The organism is Pseudarthrobacter sp. NPDC058329, assembly GCF_042879835.1.
In the GTDB taxonomy this organism is placed as follows: domain Bacteria; phylum Actinomycetota; class Actinomycetes; order Actinomycetales; family Micrococcaceae; genus Arthrobacter.
In genome coordinates this window covers 52921-73644 of sequence record NZ_JBHVZR010000011.1, presented here as the reverse complement: position 1 = coordinate 73644, position 20724 = coordinate 52921, and the positions used below count along the sequence as shown (strand labels likewise).

The 20724-nt window shown below is 60.8% G+C and carries 17 protein-coding genes; 8 read left to right on the top strand and 9 right to left on the bottom strand.

Annotation, left to right across the window (positions count from 1 at the left end):
* Window positions 1-171 precede the first annotated feature (171 nt).
* Window positions 172-1461: an ROK family protein gene (locus ACFVYC_RS14800; RefSeq protein WP_387551405.1), complete on the bottom strand. Its 1290-nt coding sequence runs from the start codon at window positions 1459-1461 to the stop codon at window positions 172-174.
* Between the two features lie 137 nt (window positions 1462-1598).
* Here ACFVYC_RS14800 and xylA point away from each other — a divergent pair, with 137 nt between their 5' ends.
* From xylA to ACFVYC_RS14785, 3 genes are all read left to right on the top strand, one after another.
* Entirely contained in the window at window positions 1599-2786 is a 1188-nt protein-coding gene (gene xylA, locus ACFVYC_RS14795; protein ID WP_387551403.1) for a xylose isomerase, read from the top strand.
* An 81-nt stretch (window positions 2787-2867) separates the two neighbouring features.
* Window positions 2868-4295 carry a xylulokinase gene (gene xylB, locus ACFVYC_RS14790; protein WP_387551400.1) on the top strand — a complete coding sequence of 476 codons (1428 nt, stop codon included), beginning with the start codon at window positions 2868-2870 and terminating at the stop codon, window positions 4293-4295.
* Window positions 4292-5188 (top strand): aldose 1-epimerase family protein, encoded by an 897-nt coding sequence (locus tag ACFVYC_RS14785; RefSeq protein WP_387551397.1) that lies wholly within the window; start codon window positions 4292-4294, stop codon window positions 5186-5188. The genes xylB and ACFVYC_RS14785 overlap by 4 nt, the downstream gene beginning before the upstream one ends.
* Before the next feature lie 173 nt (window positions 5189-5361).
* Here the strand turns inward: ACFVYC_RS14785 and ACFVYC_RS14780 are convergent, their stop codons facing one another.
* The 5 genes from ACFVYC_RS14780 to ACFVYC_RS14760 form a co-directional block, all read right to left on the bottom strand.
* A complete protein-coding gene (locus ACFVYC_RS14780; RefSeq protein WP_387551394.1) occupies window positions 5362-6633 on the bottom strand; it encodes an NAD(P)/FAD-dependent oxidoreductase in 1272 nt (423 codons plus the stop codon).
* Window positions 6630-6950, bottom strand: coding sequence for a 2Fe-2S iron-sulfur cluster-binding protein (locus ACFVYC_RS14775; protein WP_387551392.1), 321 nt, complete (start codon window positions 6948-6950; stop codon window positions 6630-6632). The genes ACFVYC_RS14780 and ACFVYC_RS14775 overlap by 4 nt, the downstream gene beginning before the upstream one ends.
* A gap of 26 nt (window positions 6951-6976) precedes the next feature.
* Complete coding sequence (locus ACFVYC_RS14770) at window positions 6977-8215, bottom strand: cytochrome P450 (RefSeq protein ID WP_387551389.1); 1239 nt, start codon at window positions 8213-8215, stop codon at window positions 6977-6979.
* Between the two features lie 61 nt (window positions 8216-8276).
* The gene (locus tag ACFVYC_RS14765) at window positions 8277-9164 is read right to left on the bottom strand and encodes an SDR family NAD(P)-dependent oxidoreductase (protein WP_387551386.1); all 888 of its coding nucleotides are present in this window, start codon (window positions 9162-9164) and stop codon (window positions 8277-8279) included.
* Between the two features lie 36 nt (window positions 9165-9200).
* A complete protein-coding gene (locus ACFVYC_RS14760) occupies window positions 9201-10115 on the bottom strand; it encodes an SMP-30/gluconolactonase/LRE family protein (RefSeq protein ID WP_387551383.1) in 915 nt (304 codons plus the stop codon).
* Window positions 10116-10323: 208 nt separating this feature from the next.
* Here ACFVYC_RS14760 and ACFVYC_RS14755 point away from each other — a divergent pair, with 208 nt between their 5' ends.
* The gene (locus ACFVYC_RS14755) at window positions 10324-11013 is read left to right on the top strand and encodes a TetR/AcrR family transcriptional regulator (RefSeq protein ID WP_387551381.1); all 690 of its coding nucleotides are present in this window, start codon (window positions 10324-10326) and stop codon (window positions 11011-11013) included.
* On the opposite strand, the gene ACFVYC_RS14750 is transcribed toward ACFVYC_RS14755, so the two are convergent.
* From ACFVYC_RS14750 to ACFVYC_RS14740, 3 genes are all read right to left on the bottom strand, one after another.
* Window positions 10997-11221, bottom strand: a complete 225-nt coding sequence (locus ACFVYC_RS14750; RefSeq protein WP_387551378.1) for a hypothetical protein — start codon at window positions 11219-11221, stop codon at window positions 10997-10999. The two genes, ACFVYC_RS14755 and ACFVYC_RS14750, sit on opposite strands and share 17 nt — an antisense overlap.
* Before the next feature lie 1653 nt (window positions 11222-12874).
* Window positions 12875-14353 carry a Re/Si-specific NAD(P)(+) transhydrogenase subunit beta gene (pntB, locus tag ACFVYC_RS14745; RefSeq protein ID WP_387551375.1) on the bottom strand — a complete coding sequence of 493 codons (1479 nt, stop codon included), beginning with the start codon at window positions 14351-14353 and terminating at the stop codon, window positions 12875-12877.
* On the bottom strand, window positions 14350-15915 hold the full coding sequence (locus ACFVYC_RS14740) for a Re/Si-specific NAD(P)(+) transhydrogenase subunit alpha (RefSeq protein ID WP_387551372.1): 1566 nt from the start codon (window positions 15913-15915) through the stop codon (window positions 14350-14352). The genes pntB and ACFVYC_RS14740 overlap by 4 nt, the downstream gene beginning before the upstream one ends.
* A gap of 479 nt (window positions 15916-16394) precedes the next feature.
* On the opposite strand from ACFVYC_RS14740, the gene ACFVYC_RS14735 reads away from it, so the two are divergent.
* Genes ACFVYC_RS14735 through ACFVYC_RS14720 form a run of 4 tightly spaced genes read left to right on the top strand, consistent with a single transcriptional unit; the run spans window position 16395 to window position 20638 of the window.
* On the top strand, window positions 16395-17054 hold the full coding sequence (locus ACFVYC_RS14735; protein ID WP_387551369.1) for a GntR family transcriptional regulator: 660 nt from the start codon (window positions 16395-16397) through the stop codon (window positions 17052-17054).
* On the top strand, window positions 17047-18567 hold the full coding sequence (locus ACFVYC_RS14730) for an MmgE/PrpD family protein (protein WP_387551366.1): 1521 nt from the start codon (window positions 17047-17049) through the stop codon (window positions 18565-18567). The genes ACFVYC_RS14735 and ACFVYC_RS14730 overlap by 8 nt, the downstream gene beginning before the upstream one ends.
* Window positions 18568-19473, top strand: coding sequence for a methylisocitrate lyase (prpB, locus tag ACFVYC_RS14725; protein ID WP_387551363.1), 906 nt, complete (start codon window positions 18568-18570; stop codon window positions 19471-19473).
* 28 nt (window positions 19474-19501) lie between these two features.
* Window positions 19502-20638 carry a bifunctional 2-methylcitrate synthase/citrate synthase gene (locus ACFVYC_RS14720; RefSeq protein WP_387551360.1) on the top strand — a complete coding sequence of 379 codons (1137 nt, stop codon included), beginning with the start codon at window positions 19502-19504 and terminating at the stop codon, window positions 20636-20638.
* The last annotated feature ends 86 nt before the right edge of the window (window positions 20639-20724 follow it).

Sequence of the window (20724 nt, the reverse complement as noted above, 5' to 3'; positions counted from 1 at the left end):
AACGGCGGCTGGGATCCTGACCAAGCGACTTTGTAAAGCTGTGCTCCGCGTATCTCACCTCATCACCATTCAGCGCCTCTCCGTATGTTATGTAAGGTAAAAGTTTTAGCAACCGTTATCACCATCGGAGAGCTGCAGATGAGGCAGGCTTTGGGAACTGCCATGAGTGGTTCACTTATTAAGGTCTGCCAGTCGGTGCGGCGAATCCACGATCGAACGGACAACACTTTCCGCGGCTCCTAGGATCGCTCCTGATTCCCCCATATTAGAAAAGACGACGCTTTCTGGCTCGACCACACCGGGGGCGTACTCTTCCAAGGTGCCCAGAAGGGCGGGGCGAAGCCAGTCCGCAAGAACCGCGAAGTGTCCGCTGAGGACGACTGACGAGATGTTGAGGATCCGGATAGTTGATGCCAGCGCAATCCCGAGCGAGTTGCCCGCCGTCGCTACTGCAGCCAGCGCCTTCGCATCCCCGTCCAGCAAGGCCGATTTCAGCTGGGCCAGACGTACGGATCTTGACCGATAGACCCCCTCGCCGCCCTGCGTCCGTGGAGCGTCCCTATGCTTTGAGAAGGCTACGGATGAGACCCCGGCCGCAGCGAAGATTGCGTCTTGGCCAGCCAAGGTTTCAAGGCAACCGGTCCCACCGCAGGAACAGGGTGCTCCACCGGGTTGGACGATAACATGGCCCAACTCCCCCGCGTGCCCATGTGGACCAGTGAACAGCTCGGAACCGATTACCAGCCCGCTGCCCACGCCCACTTCCCCTGAGACAAAGAGAAAGTCGGTATACCCGGCAGGCCGGTTGCGCAACTCGGCCAAAGCTGCCGCATTAGCTTCATTGAAAAGAGTGGTGCCCAGCGGCACATTTGGCAGCAGAACATTCAAGTCCAGTTTTACCGTATTCCAGCCCAGGTTAGGAGCGGTGATGACCATCCCGATCTTGTCATCAACGAGCCCGGGAACAGCGAGCCCGCCACCGAGCACGCTGACTCCTTGAGCTTCCGCCATCGCCCTCACCTCAGCTGCCAAACAAGCCAATGCTTGCTGGACAAATACGGGGCTAGCGTCGCGGTTGTCTTGCTCCCGCGTTTTCCTAATCAATAAGTTGCCTGCCAGGTCTGTTAGGCCGGCCGAGATGTAGTCGACATTAATCTCCATGCCCATCACGCCCCTCGCGGGGTTTAACCCCAGCCCGACCCCGGGCCGTCCCCGCTCAGCTTGGGGGTTCAGCCCGATCTCCTTGAGGACGGCAGAATCAAGAAGATCCAGCACCAGACTGGAAACGGACGCCTTGGTCAGGCCGGTGGCAGCGGCAATCTGCGCCCTTGTGAGGTGCGTGCCCGGCTTGGAGTTGGCGATACAGCCGAGCACCAAGGCAAGATTCCCCCGGCGAACATCGCCCATGCTGCCCGGCGCTCCGGCCTCGAACTGCGTAGGTGCGGCTGCCGTACTCGCCATAACCGATCTCCTCGGGGTGGATGCGGAACCGTTTTTGCGTTCCCCTGCTATTGACCTTAGCGTAAACACGCTTATATAGTTCACGCAATAAACTAACTTGCCCATTAGGCGCGGCATTCCAACTGCAAGGACGCATTATGACTCTTTCCCCCTCCCCCGCGGACAAATTCACTTTCGGACTTTGGACCGTCGGCTGGACCGGCGCTGACCCGTTCGGTGTTGCCACCCGGGCAGCCCTGGATCCGGTGGAGGCCGTGCACCGGCTGGCTGAGCTGGGCGCGTACGGCATCACGTTCCATGACAACGACCTGATCCCCTTTGACGCCACGGCCTCGGAGCGGGAGCTGATCCTGAAGAACTTCAAGGCAGCCCTGGCCGAGACCGGCCTGAAGGTCCCGATGGTCACCACCAACCTGTTCAGCCACCCGGTGTTCAAGGACGGCGGTTTCACCTCCAACGACCGCTCCATCCGCCGCTTCGCCCTGTCCAAGGTCCTGCGCAACATCGATTCCGCCGCCGAGTTCGGCGCCGAAACATTTGTGATGTGGGGCGGGCGTGAAGGCAGCGAATACGACGGGTCCAAGGACCTCTCCGCGGCCCTGGACCGGATGCGCGAGGGCGTGGACACCGCCGCCGCGTACATCAAGGACAAGGGCTACAACCTGCGCATCGCGCTCGAGCCCAAGCCCAACGAACCCCGGGGCGATATCTTCCTGCCCACCGTCGGGCACGGGCTGGCGTTCATCGCCCAGCTCGAACACGGCGATATCGTGGGCCTGAACCCCGAAACCGGGCACGAGCAGATGGCCGGACTGAACTTCACCCACGGCATCGCCCAGGCCCTCTGGGCCGGGAAGCTCTTCCACATCGACCTCAACGGCCAGCGCGGCATCAAGTACGACCAGGACCTCGTCTTCGGCCACGGCGACCTGACCAGCGCGTTCTTCACCGTTGACCTGCTCGAAAACGGCTTCCCCAACGGCGGACCCCGCTACGAAGGCCCGCGCCACTTCGACTACAAGCCCTCCCGCACCGACGGCTATGACGGCGTCTGGGAATCAGCCAAGGCCAACATGAACATGTACCTGCTCCTGAAGGAACGCGCCCTGGCCTTCCGCGCCGACCCCCAGGTCCAGGAAGCCCTCAAGGTTTCGGGCGTCTTCGAACTCGGCGAAACCACCCTCACCGCCGGCGAATCCGCTGCGGACCTGCTCGCGGACACCGCCGCATTCGAGGACTTTGACGCCGACAAGGCCGCAGAGCGCTCCTTCGCGTTCGTGCGCCTCAACCAGCTCGCCATCGAGCACCTGCTCAACGCCCGTTAGCCCCTAAACACCCGATACCACCACTAGGGCGCCGCCTGGTCGAACAGGATCCGGCGGCGCCCTTGCATCAAAGGAATTCCTGTGGCCCTTGTTGCCGGCATTGACAGCTCCACCCAGTCCTGCAAGGTGGTGATACGCGACGCGCACACCGGCGAGCTGGTTCGACAGGGCCGGGCCCGCCACCCGGAAGGAACCGAAGTAGACCCCGACCACTGGTGGACTGCCCTGCAGGAAGCCATCGTAGAAGCTGGCGGGCTCGACGACGTCGCAGCAGTTTCCGTCGGGGGCCAGCAGCACGGCATGGTCTGCCTCGACAATTCTGGGGAAGTTATCCGCCCGGCGCTGCTGTGGAATGACACCCGCAGCGCTGACGCAGCGCTGGACCTAATTCGTGAGGCCGGTGCAGGCAACCCTGCCGAAGGAGCCCGCTACTGGTCCCGCATGACGGGTACGGTGCCGGTGGCTTCCCTAACTATTACAAAGCTTCGGTGGCTTGCTGAGAATGAACCGGACAACGCAGCCCGTGTAGCCGCTGTCTGCCTCCCCCATGACTGGCTCTCCTGGCGTCTTGCCGGGTTTGGCCCAGGCAGCGGCGAGGCCGGTTTGGCAGCACTGCGGACTGACCGCTCCGACGCGTCCGGCACTGGGTACTACTCCGCTACAACAGGGAAGTACCTGACGGACGCACTCAAGATGTCCCTTGGCCACATCCCCCGGCTTCCCACCGTCCTCGGGCCGCTCGACGCCGCCGGCAAAACCCCGAAAGGGGCGCTCATCGGTGCTGGCGCCGGGGACAACGCGGCAGCTGCCCTGGGCGTTGGTGCAGGATTGGGCGACGCCGTCGTCTCCCTGGGCACGTCAGGAACGGTCTTCGCAGTGTCATCAACACCACCAACCGATGAATCAGGACTCGTGGCCGGCTTTTCTGATGCCACCGGCAACTATTTGCCGCTGGCCTGCACCCTTAACGCAACGCGCGTCTTCGATGCCACTGCAGCGCTGTTAGATGTCAGCCTCGAAGAATTTAACGAGCTGGCATTGGCCGCCGGCACGGGTGCCGGCGGGCTAGCACTGGTCCCCTATTTTGATGGCGAACGAACTCCCAACCTGCCCGACGCAACCGGCACCCTCCATGGCATAACCCGAACGAATTACACGCCTGCGAATCTGGCCCGCGCCGCTGTAGAGGGCGTGGTGTGCTCTTTGGCAGACGGGGTGGCCGCGCTGCGGGAGCAGGGTGTGGACGTGGAACGCATCATCCTGGTCGGTGGTGGAGCACAGTCATCCGCAGTGCAGCAGACAGTAAGCCAGGTTCTGGGGCTTCCCGTCCTTGTGCCTGCTCCGGGCGAGTACGTAGCCGACGGTGTCGCCCGCCAAGCCGCAGGGGTGCTAAACGGCTCATTTCCCATTTGGGAGACTCAGCCCACCGCGATAGTCACCGAACCGGCAGCCCCTCATGTCCTTGAACGCTACCGGTCCGCTGCTGCTCACCAACAGGCCGGAACATGAACGAATACGCCATTCACGAGGGCGGCTACCAGGCGGTGATCACTTCACAAGGCGGAGCACTCCGACAACTCCGGTACCAGGATAGAGACCTAATAGTCCCGTTTCCGGCCGGAGGGCCCATCCCGGACTACAGGGGCATCATCGCAGCGCCTTGGCCCAATCGAATCGCAGATGGCACGTACACATACGACGGAATCACTTTCAACGTCGCTGTCAACGAACCCGAAAGATCATGCGCCCTCCACGGCCTCGTGTTCGAAACCAGATGGGTACTCGAGGACTGCGGTGATGCATGGGTCACCTTGGGCTGCTTCATCAGACCCTCCCCCGGGTACCCTTTTACACTAAGCATCCGAGCGCGGTACCGACTGGATAAAGATGGCCTCACTCTCAGCGTTACTGCAACAAATGTAGGAGGCAATACAGCTCCCTACGGGGTTTGCCCCCACCCCTACCTGGTAGCCGGACCTGCCCCTCTTGATGAATGGACGATGCAGGTACCGGCGAAAGAGTTTCTTGACGTTTCCCGTGATCGGCTGCTCCCCATCGCCACTCGTACACTCGATGGTCACGAGTTCGATTTCAGGACACCACGCCCGATAGGGACGACCATGATTGATCACGCATTCACAGGCTTGGACTTCGACAGGCATGGCCGAGCACAGGCAGTCATTCGCGATCCAGGCGGAACAGGCGTCGGAATCGAATGGGACCGAACAAGCCCCTGGGTCCAGATCCACACTGCAGACAAGAAACCACCACTTCCAGACCGCTTGGGTCTTGCCGTTGAACCCATGACGTGCCCGCCCGACGCCTTCAACAGCGGGAAAGACCTAGTCCAACTAAAACCGGCAGGAACGCACCACACATCATGGCGGATTTTTTCCTTGTGAGGAAATGTTCAAGGAACTAAAACTCCCCGGCTACGAGTTTTAAAACCGACTTCGGAACCGGTCGCAGTTGAGCCGGCTGTCGTTCCTGCAAGGCGTACCTCGGGTTCTCCTGTCAGTTAGGTGGGAGTGCTGAACACGCTTACTTCTTGTTGGTCAGTATCGCTGCAGAAACGTCAGAGTGGCTGAGCTTCACGGATCAGTGTCTTGAACGGAACGTCAGTCCGCGCGGCATCGGCTTGGTCGAGTTTGCGGCCGCTGCGCAGGGCATTGCGTGTGATCGCGAACTCCGCAGGCGAATTGACGCAATCAGCGGCAATCAGCTCTCCCTGTGCGAAGTAGAAAAAACTAACCTTTTCCTCCTCGGGGTCGCCCCGCGTAATGACGGTGTCATAGCCGCTCGAAAGTCCGGCGATCTGAAGCTTGAGGTCGGCCTGGTCCGACCAGAACCACGGCACCGTGTGATACGGCTCTCCGAAACCCATGACGGTCTTCGCTGCGCTGATCGACTGTTCCATTGCATTGTTGACACTCTCGAGCCGGATTCTTGGCAGCAGCGGATCTTTGGGGTACGGATTGGGCAGGTTGGCGCAGTCACCAACCGCGATCGTAGAGCCATCCGAGGCGACCGAGAATTCGTCGACGACAATGCCATTGTCGACTGCCAGGCCCAGTTCGAGGGCAAGCTCGACTCGGGGCACAACTCCGACCCCGATCACCACGATGTCAGCGCCGAGTACTGTGCCGTCTCTAAGCACCACACCAGATACGCGGCCGTCTTCTCGCACCGCGATGCGGTCAAGCTGCGCGCTTAACAGCACCTCGATGCCGCGTCGTCTGGTCGCTTTCAGAAAGAATGCGCTGGTTTCAAGTCCGACTGCGCGGCCGATGAGGCGCGGCGCTACCTCGATGACCGTGACGTGCTTGCCAAGCGTTCGAGCGCTCTCCGCGGCCTCAAGGCCAATGAAGCCACCCCCGATAATGACGACCCGTTCGGCAGCGCCGAGCCGATCGCGCAGTTCAGCGGCGTCGTGTGCATCGCGCAGGTAGAGAACTCCGCTTGCGTCAGCCCCGTCGAGCGCGAGCCGACGAGGAGCCGCTCCGACTGCGAGGGCTACCCTGTCGAAAGCGAAGCTGTCTCCCGTCTGAGAAACAGCCTCGCCTCCCCCTGCTTCATTGCGTTCGATCCGCACTATCCGTTCGCCGAGTCGCACGTCGATGTTGTGTTCGACGTAGAACTCTGCCGAGCGGTAAATCAGAGCATCCTCCGTCACATCGCCGGAGAGGTACCCCTTCGACAGCGGCGGGCGCTGATACGGCAGGTGATGTTCGTCGCTGACCATCGTGATCGGTTCGGCGTACCCAAGATCCCGGAGAGATACGGCGAACTGCACAGCCGCCTGGCAACCGCCGATCACGAGCATCCCATTTTTTGAATGCTTGTTCACAGCTGTGCCTTCGGCATCGTCACCCGTACAGTCTGGTCTGCTGCGAGCACCAACTGGCACGAAAGGCGAGAGCAGTCTTCGCGGTCGCTCGAAGTGGTCTCCAGCATCTCCTCCTCGAACTCCGAGATTGGCGACAGTGCGTCAAAATCGTCGCGATTGACGTAGACATGACAGGTGGCGCACGACAGAGTGCCACCGCACTGTGCAAGAATGCCAGAAACTCCGTTGCGCATCGCCAGTTGCATTACCGAGTCGCCTGCGGCACCCTCGATGGTCGTTTCCGACCCGTCGACGAGCGAATAAATCACGCGAGCCATGTGAACCTTCTTTCTTAGCGTGCCAACTACCAGGAGACCGGAAGTTCAGTCATCGTTTGGGTGAGGATTTCGTAGTTGTAGGTGACCTCACCCGTTAGCTTGAGGTGGGGGAAGCGCTTGAACAGCTCGGCGATAGCCACCTGGACCTCCATGCGTGCCAGTGGCGCTCCGAGGCAGTAGTGCAACCCGTAGCTGAGCATCATATGGGGATTGTCTTTCCGAGTGACATCGAATTTTGCAGGCTGTTCGAAGACTGCAGCGTCGTGGTTCACGCCGTTCGGGTCGATGAAGACTGCTTCGCCTTCCTTTATCACCATTCCCTCGATGTCGACGTCTTCCGTCGCGATGAATGGAACCAAACCACCCCCGGCACCCATCGGTTTGCCGGTCGCAAAGAGGCCGTGCCGAAGTATCTCTTCGACGGCCGACTCGATCGTGCCGTCAACATCGGCAAGCAGAATTTCGAGCTGATCGGGGTTGCTAAGCAGAGCGTGAACGCCCGTGCCAATCATGTTCGCGGTGTTGTCAAAGCCGGCGACAATCAGGATCATTGCAATCGGGATGATCTCCTCATCTTTCAGGCTGTCGTCTTTGTCGCGGGCGTTGGCCAGCGCACTTATGAGGTCTTCCCTTGGCTCGCGTCGGCGTTCGGCTATTAGATCGAGCATGTAGTCGCGCGTCTCGTTGAAGTTCTTCTTCACTTCTTCTTCAGGAAGCGTTCCGAGGTCGAAAAGCACCGTGGCCCAGTGCATGAACTTTTCACGATCCTCGGGCCGCACCCCCAGGAGCTCACTCAAAACCTGGATGGGCAACTGCAGCGCGTACTCGTCGATGAGGTTGGCAGAATTGCCTTTCTTTTCCATCTCATCGAGAAGGTAGTTTGCATACTGCGTCGTCTGATCACGCAGAGCCTTCACTCGGCGCGGGGATATTGCAACCTGGCAGAGTCGCCTCAGTTTGGTGTGCTCGGGCGGGTCGTCAAACTGAAGCGTGTCGATGAGGAACTGCGGGAACGGGAAGTAGTTCGGCACTTCCCTCTCGCGGGTGCGAAACGGCTTGCGAACGAACCGGGGATCGGTCAGCATCGACTGGGCTGCGCTATGCCGGTTAATCGCCCAAGCCTCTCCACCGTAGGGCATCGAGATCCGGGTCATCGGCCGTTCTGCAGCGATCCTGGACAGCTGATCAGAGGCGGTCTTCGGATCGACGGCCAAGAACGGGTAGTCGCTCGCGTAGCCGCTTGGTAAGAGTGTGCTTTCAGACATTGTTGTCTCCTTTTGTTTGCAACGTCTATGGGTGCAAAATGGATTGTGGGTTGAGCGCTTGTCATACCAGGGCGACGGTCTGTGGCACGCTTCCTTCGAGATCCATGATCGTAGCGATGCTCTCTTTCACGGTCTCGATGGTGTGTTCGGGGTCGTTGATTCCTCGGGATTGAACGAACGCAAGGCGATTCACGGCTCCTCCAGCAACGTTAAAGATCTCGCCGTTGATCTTCTGGCTGGAGGGGTGCGCTAGGTAGGCAACCATCGGAGAGACCTGTTCCGGCAAGACAGCCGTGCGCATCCATTCGATGATGCTGATATCGATTGATCCTGCCGTCGCTTCGAGCATTCGGGTGGCTGCGCCGGGCGCCACAGCATTTGTACGGATCCCAAACTCGAATCCCTCATGCGCAAGGCTGCGCGATAGTCCGAGTACAGCGGCCTTGGATGAGCCGTAGTGGAGCATCCCCGGAACTCCGAGCATCGCAGTCGAAATGGTGTTGATAATTCGACCCGTCCCCGAAACTTTGAGGTGCTCCCAAGCCTGGCGGGCCATGAAGAGGCTGCCGAAGTAGTGAACATCGAGGTACTTCTGAACGTCTTCTCGCGAAATTGACACGAAGTCTGCCGTACGCACGATACCCGCGTTGTTGATGACGACGTCAACCCCGCCAAAGGCACTGACCGCCGTCTCGACGACGGAAGCCGCGCCCTCCTCCGTCGAAATATCGGCGTTGCTCGCCACTGCCGAACCCCCGGCCGCAGTAATCTCCGCTACCACTTCTGCGGCAGAATCCTCGCGGATCGCTTCTCCGTCAACACCACCACCGAGATCACTGACGATCACGTTGGCACCGCGAGACGCGACTAGTAGTGCATGGGAGCGGCCGATACCGCGACCGGCTCCGGTGATGATGATGTTGCGACCGGTGAAGTCCAAATTAGACATCGTTGTCCTTTGTGATTGATATGAATCGAAGAGTTACTAAGGGCGGACGGTGCTGCCGCCGACGGAAACAGGTGCGGTCCAGATTGACCCGAGCCCCTCGGCACGCGACTTGTCTCGATCGAAAACCTCGAGCCCACAGGTAATGAACAGTGTCTTGCGGTCGGCTCCACCCAGGACGCAGGAGACTCCCAGACCTTCTTCGAGCGGAATGGCCACAGCAGAATCAATGACTCCGCCCTCCAACACACGAGTCACAAAGCCCGAACCAGGCATGCCGGCCCAGACGGCACCGTCGGCGTCAAGAGCGATACCGTCAGCCAGCCAGGGCACGTCAGCAAAGAGCCGACGGTTTGATACCGTCCCATCGTCTTGGATGTCCCATGCGGTGGTCGTCAATGTGTTCGTCTCAGCAGTGATGAGTGTCTTACCGTCGGCCGTAATGCCGATGCCGTTGGCCCCGGCAACCTTGCCTGCGGATTCGAGAATGTGTGCGCGTCCGTCGGTCTCGATCACGATGATGTCAGACTCGACAGGCTCATCCCCGACGAAGATGTCGTAGCCGAGCTGGGTGACGTATACGCGGCCGGTGGCATCAACAACCATGTCGTTGATGGGGCCCATGGCGAGTTCGCGCAGGTCAGCGTAGACCTCCAGCGTTGAACCATCCCAAACCAGAGTGACCTTTTCAAACATCGAGTTCACCAGGAGTCGACCGTCGGGCAGAAACCCCGTGCCAATCGTGACCAGGTCTGCACCGTCGAGTGTGACCCGATCGCTCGCATCGAGGAAGGTCGTCGCTTCACCGTCTTCGGTGACTTTCATGATTCGTCCATTGAACATGTCCGAGAAGTAGAAAGCCCCCTCATGCCACCGTGGTGCTTCCGTCCAGCTATAACCGGAACCAATCTTCGTCGCCCGGATCTTGGGCACTGCATCAAACGGACCGCCCATTCGACATTCCTCCTTGAATTGTCATTACAAATGTGAAAAACGAAGCAAAAATAAACGATCGTTTATGCGAGCCTACGTTCGCAGTTCCTGTCCGTCAACGCCGTGTCTGGTGATGGTTAATCGCGGCCCCTAAGGCCGTCCGCTCGAAACACCCGCACCCAGAGACGACTACGCTTGATAGACGAACCTCAGGGTCCAGGAGGAGTACATGGTGGCACGACCTCGCACTACGACGAGCAGCATTGAACAGGCCACGAGAATAATTGATGTCGCAGCCGATCTCTTCGCTGCGAAGGGCTTTCATGGTGCGTCGATGAGAGACATCGCGGGGCAGTTCGGGCTCAATCCCGGCAACCTCTATGTCCACATCGGATCGAAGGAACAAATCCTTCAAACCATCGTTGACTTCGTGCTAGGCGAACTCGAGCAGAACCTGCGGGAAGTTCAGGCCCTAGACGCTGATCCCATCACGGCTGTGAAGCTGATTGCTCGCGGCCGAGTTAAGGTGCATTCCGAGCACCCTCATCGATTCGCGGTTTACAAGTCCGAGTCTCGCCACCTCACAGGTGACGCGCTCCGCAACTTCATCGAATCACGAACAATTCTGGACCGCGGACTGCAAGACATCCTGGAACGCGGCGAAAAACTGGGAATATTTAGAGAAATTGCAGCCCCACTGGCGGGCTATGCTTTCGTCGAGAACCTCGATCTGGTTTTCGCCAAATTCGGCCAAACCTCGAAAGTTCCCCTGCACACCTTCGCCGATAAGTACGTAGACTATCTCTTCAATGGATGGTTGGCGCGGCCGGAGTGCGGTTCGAGAGCGACAGATGTGACTGTGACCCACGAATCGACCCCAAGTGCGCGCGGACTAGAAAACACTACGAATTCGCCTTAACGACGAGTGCCTCCACCAATTCGGGTGTGAGTGCTCCCTGGCTCATGGGCATTAGCTTCTTCAACGGCAATGCAGACAACGGCTTGAGCGCGTTTAGTGACTGACCACCTTGCGCCAGCAGCTCTTCGAGCGCTGCGTTGCCCTTGGGATGATTCAGCCACTGTTTGATCGTGCTGTCTGCTGTCAGTGGTGCATTTTTTTCGCTCATGGTCGACTCCTTCGTCAAGATTATTCGCGCGGTGGAAATATCACGCCTCTCAGGGCGACCAGATCGGCTGATCGTTCACGGTGCGAATCTTTCAGAATGTTACCCCAGTCACAGCGGTTTTACGAGCGTTTAGAACGGTCGTTTATTAAACGACGGCTATTTTCAGGGGGACCCGTCAGCATGCCGGCGAATACCCGTCTGGTTCCCGCTCCCCGGAAGATCGGCCGTAGAAGCTGCACCGCGCACCTCCGTAGTGTTCCAGCAGCCGGTTCCGCAGTCCTCGCACTTTCTCGTCCACGGCTTGGCCGGGCCTGTTTTCCGGGATATGAAGGATGACGGGTGAAACGTCCATCCTTTATGGCCTATATCAGGCGGTTTCAGCGGTTCAGCCGCTGTCCTGTGCCTTATGCGCGCCGCGAGCCAGAGGTGCCCGCCGTGCCGGGTGGCTTCCGGCCGGACGCGTTGATTTAGGGCTGGCTGGGAAGTTCGCGGTCTGGAGCTTCCCCAGTAGGGCCAGGGCTGCATCGTCGGCCGCCTTGCGTATCTATCTGCAGCTCATGGCTGCCGAGGGTTCCCATGACGGCGTAGTCCTGTTTTTGACGGTAGTAGTTGTCTTCGGATCAAACGTCCTGGAGCCGTTGCCGCCGCCTCGGAGTGGAGCCGCACCCTGCCCGCGTGGATGAAGGGTGCCCGCTACCTGGGGCGTGGGAAGTCGCTGTCCATGTTCTCCAAGAAGGGTGCAAAGGCCACCGCCGAGCGAAGGCCAGGTTCTGGACTGGGTCTTCACGGACAAGGTCTCCGGCAGGGACACCACCGGGCGGATGCCCCAGCTGCGGTATGCGTAATTGACGAGGATGTCGATGGATCCAAAGTCGTCAACCGCGGTTTGGACTGCGGCATTCATCTGCGTTTCGTCCGTGATTAACCCCGGTCAAACGGTGAGTCGTGCCGGGCCAGGTCAGGTCAGGTCAGAAACCATCACACGCCGCATCTTTATATCCTCAAGGACGCCAAAATTTCGGTTCGCCGATCGCTTGGAGGGCGGTGCTGATCAATGTCCCCAGGGTCGCCCGGCTCCTCACCTGGAACCCGTCCTCGCGGTGGTATCTCGCGACGGATGCTATGTCCGCTGCATAAAGCCAGATTCGTTACCGTCAACGGCTACTGTCGTTGTAATGCCAGCGTCCATGAGGCGGCCATTAAGGCGGATCTCGACCGGCTTTCCTATGGTCGACTGCCAGTAGCACTCTAAGCGAAATGCCATGTGACTGCTACTCCTGACTTTCTGTATTATCCCGACTCGGGCCCCTTGGACTTCTGGTCCCCCCGCTAGGACCAAGGCCGCGTAAGTCTCCATTACTCTGCTCCAGCAGCTCGTGCCTGTAGTGAAGCAAGAACTCGTGCCTGTAGTGAAGACCAATCCAGGGTGAGGCGGTAAGTTCGTCGATGTTGAGAGCAGCCTGACGGCGGGCTTGCACCTCTTCTGCGACTGGAGTCCGCTCAGGCGCCCTGAATCGGAAGACCTTCTGAATAGAGTGGGTGGGAGGAATTCTGCGTTTGGGCATGGTCTCTCTCTCGTTGCCCGACAACCGGACCTGACTGCAGAACCCGAACCGGCGCAGGGCAAGTGATGGATACGTGTGGTGCGCTCTATTAGAAGGCTTTGAGGATGTCTTCGACGCGTTGTTTGGCGTCGCCGAAGAGCATTTGGGAGTTGTCGCGATAGAAGAGCGGGTTTTGGACGCCGGCGTAGCCGGCGGCCATGGACCTTTTGAACACGATGACGTTCTCTGCTTCCCAGACCCTGAGGACGGGCATCCCGGCGATGGGGCTGGAGGGGTCCTCGGCGGCTGACGGGTTGACGGTGTCATTGGCGCCGATGACCAGGACCACGGAGGTGCCGTTCAGGTCGTCGTTGATTTCGTCCATTTCCAGGACGATGTCGTACGGGACCTTGGCCTCGGCAAGGAGAACATTCATGTGCCCTGGCAGGCGCCCGGCGACAGGGTGGATGCCGAACCGGACGTCCACGCCGTTCTCGCGCAGCTGGTGGACGAGTTCAGCGACGGGGTACTGGGCCTGAGCCACGGCCATGCCGTAACCGGGGGTGATGACCACGGACGAGGCGTTGGTCAACATTTCCGCTGTCGCCTCGGCAGTGATCTCGCGGTGCTCGCCCTGGTCTGCCTCTCCCCCGGTGGTGGGTGCTGCGATGCCGAAGCCGCCGGCGATCACGGAGATGAAAGACCGGTTCATGGCCTTGCACATGATGTAAGACAGGTACGCACCTGAGGAGCCGACCAGGGCGCCGGTAATGATCAGCAGGTCGTTGTTCAGCAGGAAGCCCGCCGCCGCTGCGGCCCAACCCGAATAGCTGTTGAGCATGGAGACGACCACTGGCATATCACCGCCACCGATGGAGGCCACCAGGTGCCAGCCCAGCCCCAGAGCCAGGGCCGTGACAACGATGAGCAGCCAGAGTTGGGAGTCGTTGACGTACCAGACGGTCAGGGCGATGAACGCGGCCAGCGCCTCAAGGTTGATCGCGTTCTTGCCCGGCAGCATCAGGGGTGAGGACTTCATCCTCGCCGACAGTTTCAGGAACGCCACGATCGAACCGGTGAAAGTCACCGCGCCGATGAACACCCCGATGAACACCTCGGCGTGGTGGATCGCCGCCAGGTCTCCGGAGAGCTCCGGAGCTTCCAGGTGGCCGTTCCAGCCCACCAGCACCGCGGCGAGGCCCACGAAGCTGTGCAGCAAAGCGGTCAGCTCGGGCATGCCGGTCATCTCCACCACCCGGGCGCGCCAGATCCCGATCGCCCCGCCGACCACCACCGCGGCCACGAGCAGGGCCAGGCCGGTGGCGCCGTGGCCGGTGCCCCAGGCGCCCTGCAGGGTCAGCCAGATCGTCACCGCCAGGGCAATGACCATGCCCGTGATGCCGTACATGACCCCGGCGCGGGCCTTCTCGTGCTTGCTCAGCCCGGCGAGGCTGAGGATGAACAGCAGGGCCGCGACAATGTACGCCGCCCCCGCGATTGATTCTGCAGTTAACGGACCGGAGACGGTGTCGGACACGGTAAAGCTCCTCGTCAGTGTTGCTGCTGCTGTTGCGGTGACGGCGCTCATGAACGTGCCTTTCCGGCCGAGAACATGGCGAGCATCCGCCGGGTGACGGCGAAGCCGCCGAAAATGTTAATGCTGGCCAGCAGCACCGCGACGGCGGCGAGGACCTGCATCACGATGTTCTCGGAGGTGACCTGCAGCAGCGCGCCGACGACGATGATTCCCGAGATGGCGTTGGTGACTGACATCAGCGGGGTGTGCAGCGCATGATGTACTTTCCCAATAACGTAGAAGCCGACGACAACGGAGAGCATCAGGACCGTGAAGTGTTGCGGCAGTGGCGCTGGAGCGACGGCGTTGATGCCGAACAGGAGAGCGATGCCCGCGGCGATCAGTCCGGCCTTAGCGGTGGGGCTGAGCCCCGTCTTCTTGGCCGCCTTGTCGGCAGCGGACAACCCCGCTCGGGTGGCATCAGTGTGCTGCACCACAGGTGCGGCGGAAACTTGTACCGGTGGCGGGGGCCAGGTCTTCTCACCGTTGCGCACCACCGTCACCGATCGCTGCACCACGTCATCAAAATCGATCCGCAGGATTCCGTCCTTGTCCTTGGTGAGGAGCTTGAGCAGGTTCAGCATGTTCGTCCCGTACAGCTGGGAGGCCTGCGCCGGCAGCCGCCCTGGGAGGTCCGTGTAGCCCAGGATCACAACACCGTTATCCGTGATTACACGTTCCCCGGCGACTGAACCGGCGACATTCCCGCCCTGCCCGGCGGCCATATCCACGATGACACTGCCGGATTTCATGCTGGCCACGTCCTCGGCCGTGAGCAGCTTCGGTGCCGGACGTCCCGGGATGAGGGCCGTGGTGATGATGATGTCCACGTCGCGGGCCTGCTCGGTGTAGATTTCTGCCGCGCGGGCGTTGTAGGCCTCGGACGTGGTCTTGGCATAACCGTCAGAGGACTTCATCTCCTCTTCAACCTCAATCTTGATGTAAGTTCCGCCGATGGATTTCACCTGGTCGGCCACCTCAGGCCGTGGGTCCGTCGCCCGGACAATCGCACCGAGACTGCTCGCAGCACCAATCGCCGCGAGACCGGCGACACCGGCGCCGGCGACCAGAACTTTCGCCGGCGGGACCTTGCCCGCCGCGGTCACCTGGCCGGTGAAAAACCGGCCGAACTCATGAGCCGCTTCAATGACGGCACGGTACCCGGCAATGTTCGCCATCGAACTAAGTACATCCATTGACTGGGCCCGGGAGATTCGCGGCACCGCATCCAGTGCCAGTGCCGTGATGGGACGGGCCGCCAAGGCCTCTACCAGCTCCGGCCGCAGACCCGGGCTCAACGACCCGATCAGCGTCGCTCCCTCGGTCAGACGGGCGATCTCCTCCTCAGTGGGCGGATTGATCCGCAGCACCACCTCGCTGCCCCATGCCTCATCGGCACCCACTATCAGGGCTCCCGCCTCGGCATAGTCATCGTCGCGGAACGACGATGACTCACCCGCACCCTTCTCGACCACAACCTCGTAGCCCAACTCCAACAACTTCCTCACGGTCACAGGCGTTGCTGCCACCCTTGTCTCGTGCCCTAACTCGGCCACGATGCCGATACGTGTCACGTTAACTCTCTTTCATCCAGCCGGTGCAAGCGGAATCCACTGCCCAAGGCACGGTATCGATTGATTTCTCTTCTACGGGTCGTAAGCAAGGCCTTGACGTGTCACTGACCTCCCCCCGCAGTGTTGTGAGAATGCATTGGGCCGAAGCCGGAACGCGGAGCCTCTCAATTACCGGGCAGGGCTGCATGCTCAACTGCCCAGGAGGCGGGGATAGCGGGAGTAATGAATAGCACTGTATACAGCCCGGATCCGTTCGTCCATAGACAGTCAGATAAAAAGACGCATAGTGTATACAACGCAGGGTAACCCGCTTCCGCCTTCACTAACCCCTTTGCCGGGCCATCGCAGCATTTGGTACGTTCCAGATGCGACGGGGAGCCCCGGGGCTAGTCATCAGTTGTCCCTTGTAGCGTCTTCTGTATACATAAATTCTCCTTGGGTATTGCTCTGGATGTGCTCTTTGTATACAGTGGGTTTCCATGCGTGCTAGTGACCGGGCCTACCAAATTCTTCGTGATGACATCGTCGAGTGGCGTCTTCTGCCGGGAACGGTTCTGGCTGAAGTCGAACAATCGGAACGGCTTGGTGTTTCCCGTACACCGCTACGGGAGGCTCTGGGGAGATTGAGCGCTGAGGGTCTCACCCAGGCTGCCGGTGGTCGAGGTGTCGTCGTCACTGACATCTCGTTGGACGACATCGACGAACTATTCGAGCTCCGCGAAATGCTGGAGTGCAGAGCGGCAGCTCTGGCTGCCGAGCGGGGAAACGCCAATGTCTTTGCTTCGCTCCATCGGGAGCTTCGGGATGCTCCAATGCTCCTCACCGCAGCCGACCCTGCCCGACTTACCTACTATGCGCTGGTAAGCCGGTTGGATGAGGCGATCGACTCGGCCATATCCAACTCCTACCTTGCCCACGCAATGCGGACTCTCCGTGTGCACCTGGTGCGGGTCCGGCGGCTGGCCGCGGAAGACGCCGATCGGCTCACTGCCGCAGCCGCCGAGCACGCAGCCATCGCCGAGGCCATCGCAGATGGAAAGCCGAGGCTCGCCGAGGCAGCCACCACGCTCCACTTGCACCGCAGCCTTACCCACATCAAAGCCACTCACCCCTCACTCTCGAAGGAGCCCCATGGTTAAGAAGCACCACGTCCGCGTGTACAAAAGCGAGGAAAACCTTCCCCGTGAGGACCAGTTGGCGCACAAGATCGCCGTGGTAGCCGCTGACCCCGTCGAGGTAGCGGCCGAAGTGACCGACATGGTGATTAATCGGGTCATCGACAACGCCTCGGTAGCGATTGCGTCGATGAGCCGGGCGCCGATCGTCGCCGCCCGCGCCCAGGCCCTCACCCACGCACCCACCACCGGGGGCAAGGGCGCGAAGGTATTTGGCATAACGGATCGGGTTTCCCCCGAGTGGGCTGCGTGGGCGAACGGCGTGGCCGTCCGTGAGCTGGACTACCACGACACTTTCCTTGCCGCTGAGTACTCCCATCCGGGCGACAACATCCCGCCGATCCTGGCCGTGGCACAGCATGTGGGCGCCAGCGGCAAGGACTTGATCCGCGGCATCGCCACGGGGTATGAGATCCAGGTCAACCTGGTGAAGGCGATTTGCCTGCACAAGCACAAGATCGACCACGTGGCTCATCTCGGGCCGTCGGCAGCGGCCGGCATCGGCACCCTGTTGGGGCTCGACGTCGAGACCATCTTCCAGTCTGTGGGGCAGGCGCTGCACACCACCACCGCAACCAGGCAGTCCCGCAAGGGCGAGATCTCCACCTGGAAGGCTCACGCCCCCGCGTTCGCCGGGAAGATGGCCGTTGAGGCCGCGGATCGGGCAATGCGCGGACAGACCTCCCCGGTGCCGATCTACGAAGGCGAAGATGGCGTTATCGCCTGGCTGCTCGACGGACCCGACGCTTCCTACGAAGTGCCGCTCCCCCTGCCCGGCGAGCCCAAGCGTGCCATTCTGGACACCTATACCAAGGAGCACTCCGCCGAGTATCAGGCGCAGGCCTGGATCGACTTGGCCCGGAAACTGCACCGCGAACATCCCGAGGCCACGGACCCGGCCAACGTGAAATCCGTGCTGATCAAGACGAGCCACCACACCCACTACGTCATCGGCTCCGGCGCCAACGACCCGCAGAAGTACAGCCCCACCGCCAGCCGGGAAACTCTTGACCACTCCATCCCCTACATCTTCACGGTCGCCCTGCAGGACGGCGCCTGGCACCACGTGGACTCGTACTCCCCCGAACGCGCCGCCCGCCCGGACACCGTGGACCTGTGGCAGAAGGTCAGCACGGAGGAAGATCCCGAGTGGACACGGCGCTACCATTCACTGGACATTGCAGAGAAGGCCTTCGGCGGTTCTGTGGAGATTTCCCTGGCTGACGGCACCGTGATCGAGGACGAAATTGCCGTGGCCGACGCGCACCCCCTCGGTGCCCGCCCCTTCACCCGGGAACAGTACGTGAACAAGTTCCGGACGCTGGCGGCCGGTCTCGTGGAAGAGTCTGAAATTGAAAGGTTCCTGGCCGCCGTCGAACGCCTCCCGGAACTGGGTTCCGGCGAACTTGACGAGCTGAACATCACCGCCGCCCCCGGCGTTATCGACCTCGCCGCGGCGCCGAAGGGACTGTTCTAATTGCTCTACTCAAGAACCACACCCGAGCAGAAGCGTCTCAAGCTGCAGGAAATCCTCGCGTCCGGGACGACCGCCCAGTTCCCAGGCGCGTTCAACCCGCTTTCGGCCCGGCTGATCGAGGAGAAAGGCTTCGCGGGCGTCTACATCTCCGGCGCCGTCCTTGCCAACGACCTCGGCCTGCCGGACATAGGCCTGACCACCCTCACCGAAGTCGCCGCCCGTGCCGGGCAGATCGCCCACATGACCGACCTGCCTTCCCTTGTGGACGCAGACACCGGCTTCGGGGAGCCCATGAACGTAGCCCGCAGCGTCCAGGAACTCGAAAACGCAGGACTTGCCGGATGCCACATCGAGGACCAGTTCAACCCCAAACGCTGCGGCCACCTCGACGGCAAGAACGTGGTGGATCTGGACACCGCCACTAAACGCATCCGCGCCGCCGCCGACGCCCGCCGGGACCCGAACTTTCTCATCATGGCCCGCACCGACATCCGCGCAGTGGACGGGCTGCAGGCTGCAAAGGACCGCGTGAAGGCACTGGTCGACGCAGGAGCTGACGCGATCTTCCCCGAGGCCATGCGTGACCTGCACGAGTTTCGTGCTATTCGCGACGCCGTGGACGTGCCGATCCTGGCCAACATGACCGAGTTCGGGAAAAGCGACCTCTTCACCGTGGAACAGCTTCACGCAGTAGGCGTCAATATGGTCATTTACCCAGTGACCCTGCTTCGCAGTGCCATGGGCGCCGCTGAAAAGGTTTTGGACACACTCAAGAGCTTGGGAACCCAGCAGGCACGCGTACCTGAAATGCTCACCAGGGCCCGCCTCTACGACCTCGTGGACTACGAGGCTTACAACAAATTCGATTCCGGCATTTTTAACTTCCAGATCCCCAAGACTCGCTAAAACACGGACTGCAACAAAGGAGTTCAGCATGGCTGACACAGAGATCAAAAAAGGCCTCGCCGGCATCGTGGTGGACTACACCGCCGTCTCACAGGTCAATGCAGAAACCAACTCGCTCCTGTATCGCGGGTATCCGGTCCAGGAACTTGCCGCCAAGTGCAGTTTCGAAGAGGTCGCCTACTTGCTCTGGAACGGCGAACTGCCTGTGCCTGAGCAACTTGCCCAATTCACCTCCCGCGAACGGGCCGGCCGGGCACTCGATCCTGCACTGAAGTCCATTATCGACGCTTTGCCCACCGATGCCCACCCGATGGACATTTGCCGCACGGCGGCCTCCGTGCTGGGTGCCCGTCACCCCCTGGCGGAGGACTCTTCGCCTGAAGCCAACATGAAAAAGGCCGTCGACCTTTGGGCCGCAATGCCGGCCGTGGTGGCGTACGACCAGCGCCGCCGGCGTGGCCAGGACCTCCTTGCACCCCGCGGGGACCTCGGATATTCGGCCAACTTCCTGTGGATGACCTTCGGCGAAGATTTCGTCGACGAGGTAGTCCAGGCTTTCGACGTCTCGATGATTCTGTACGCGGAGCACTCTTTTAACGCCTCAACATTCACCGCCCGGGTGGTGACTTCCACCCTCTCGGACCTCCACTCGGCCGTGACTGCTGCCATCGGCGCCCTCAAAGGTCCTCTGCACGGCGGCGCCAACGAAGCTGTGATGCACACCTTCAAGGAGATTGGCATCCGCAGCGAAGAATCCATGGAGGAAGCCGCGGCGAGAGCCAGAGCCTGGATGGAAGACGCTTTGACCCAGAAGAAGAAAATTATGGGCTTCGGCCACCGCGTTTATAAGAACGGCGACTCCCGCGTTCCCACCATGAAGGCAGCCCTGGACAAGATGATCGCGCACTACGGCCGGTCCGAACTCTTGGGCCTGTACAACGGCCTTGAGCAGGCCATGGACGAGGCGAAGGCCATCAAACCAAACCTCGACTACCCGGCCGGACCCACCTACCACCTCATGGGCTTTGACACCCCGACGTTCACACCCATTTTCGTCGCGAGCCGCATCACGGGCTGGACGGCACACATCATCGAACAGGCAGCAGCAAACTCCCTGATCCGCCCGCTCAGTGCATACAACGGCCACGAGCAGCGTTCCCTATAGCTGGCAGTCCCACTGCCCCAATTCCTGCGGTGGGGCGTCGGATGATCACCCGGATCATCAACTCTACGCAACGGCTACGACGCCTC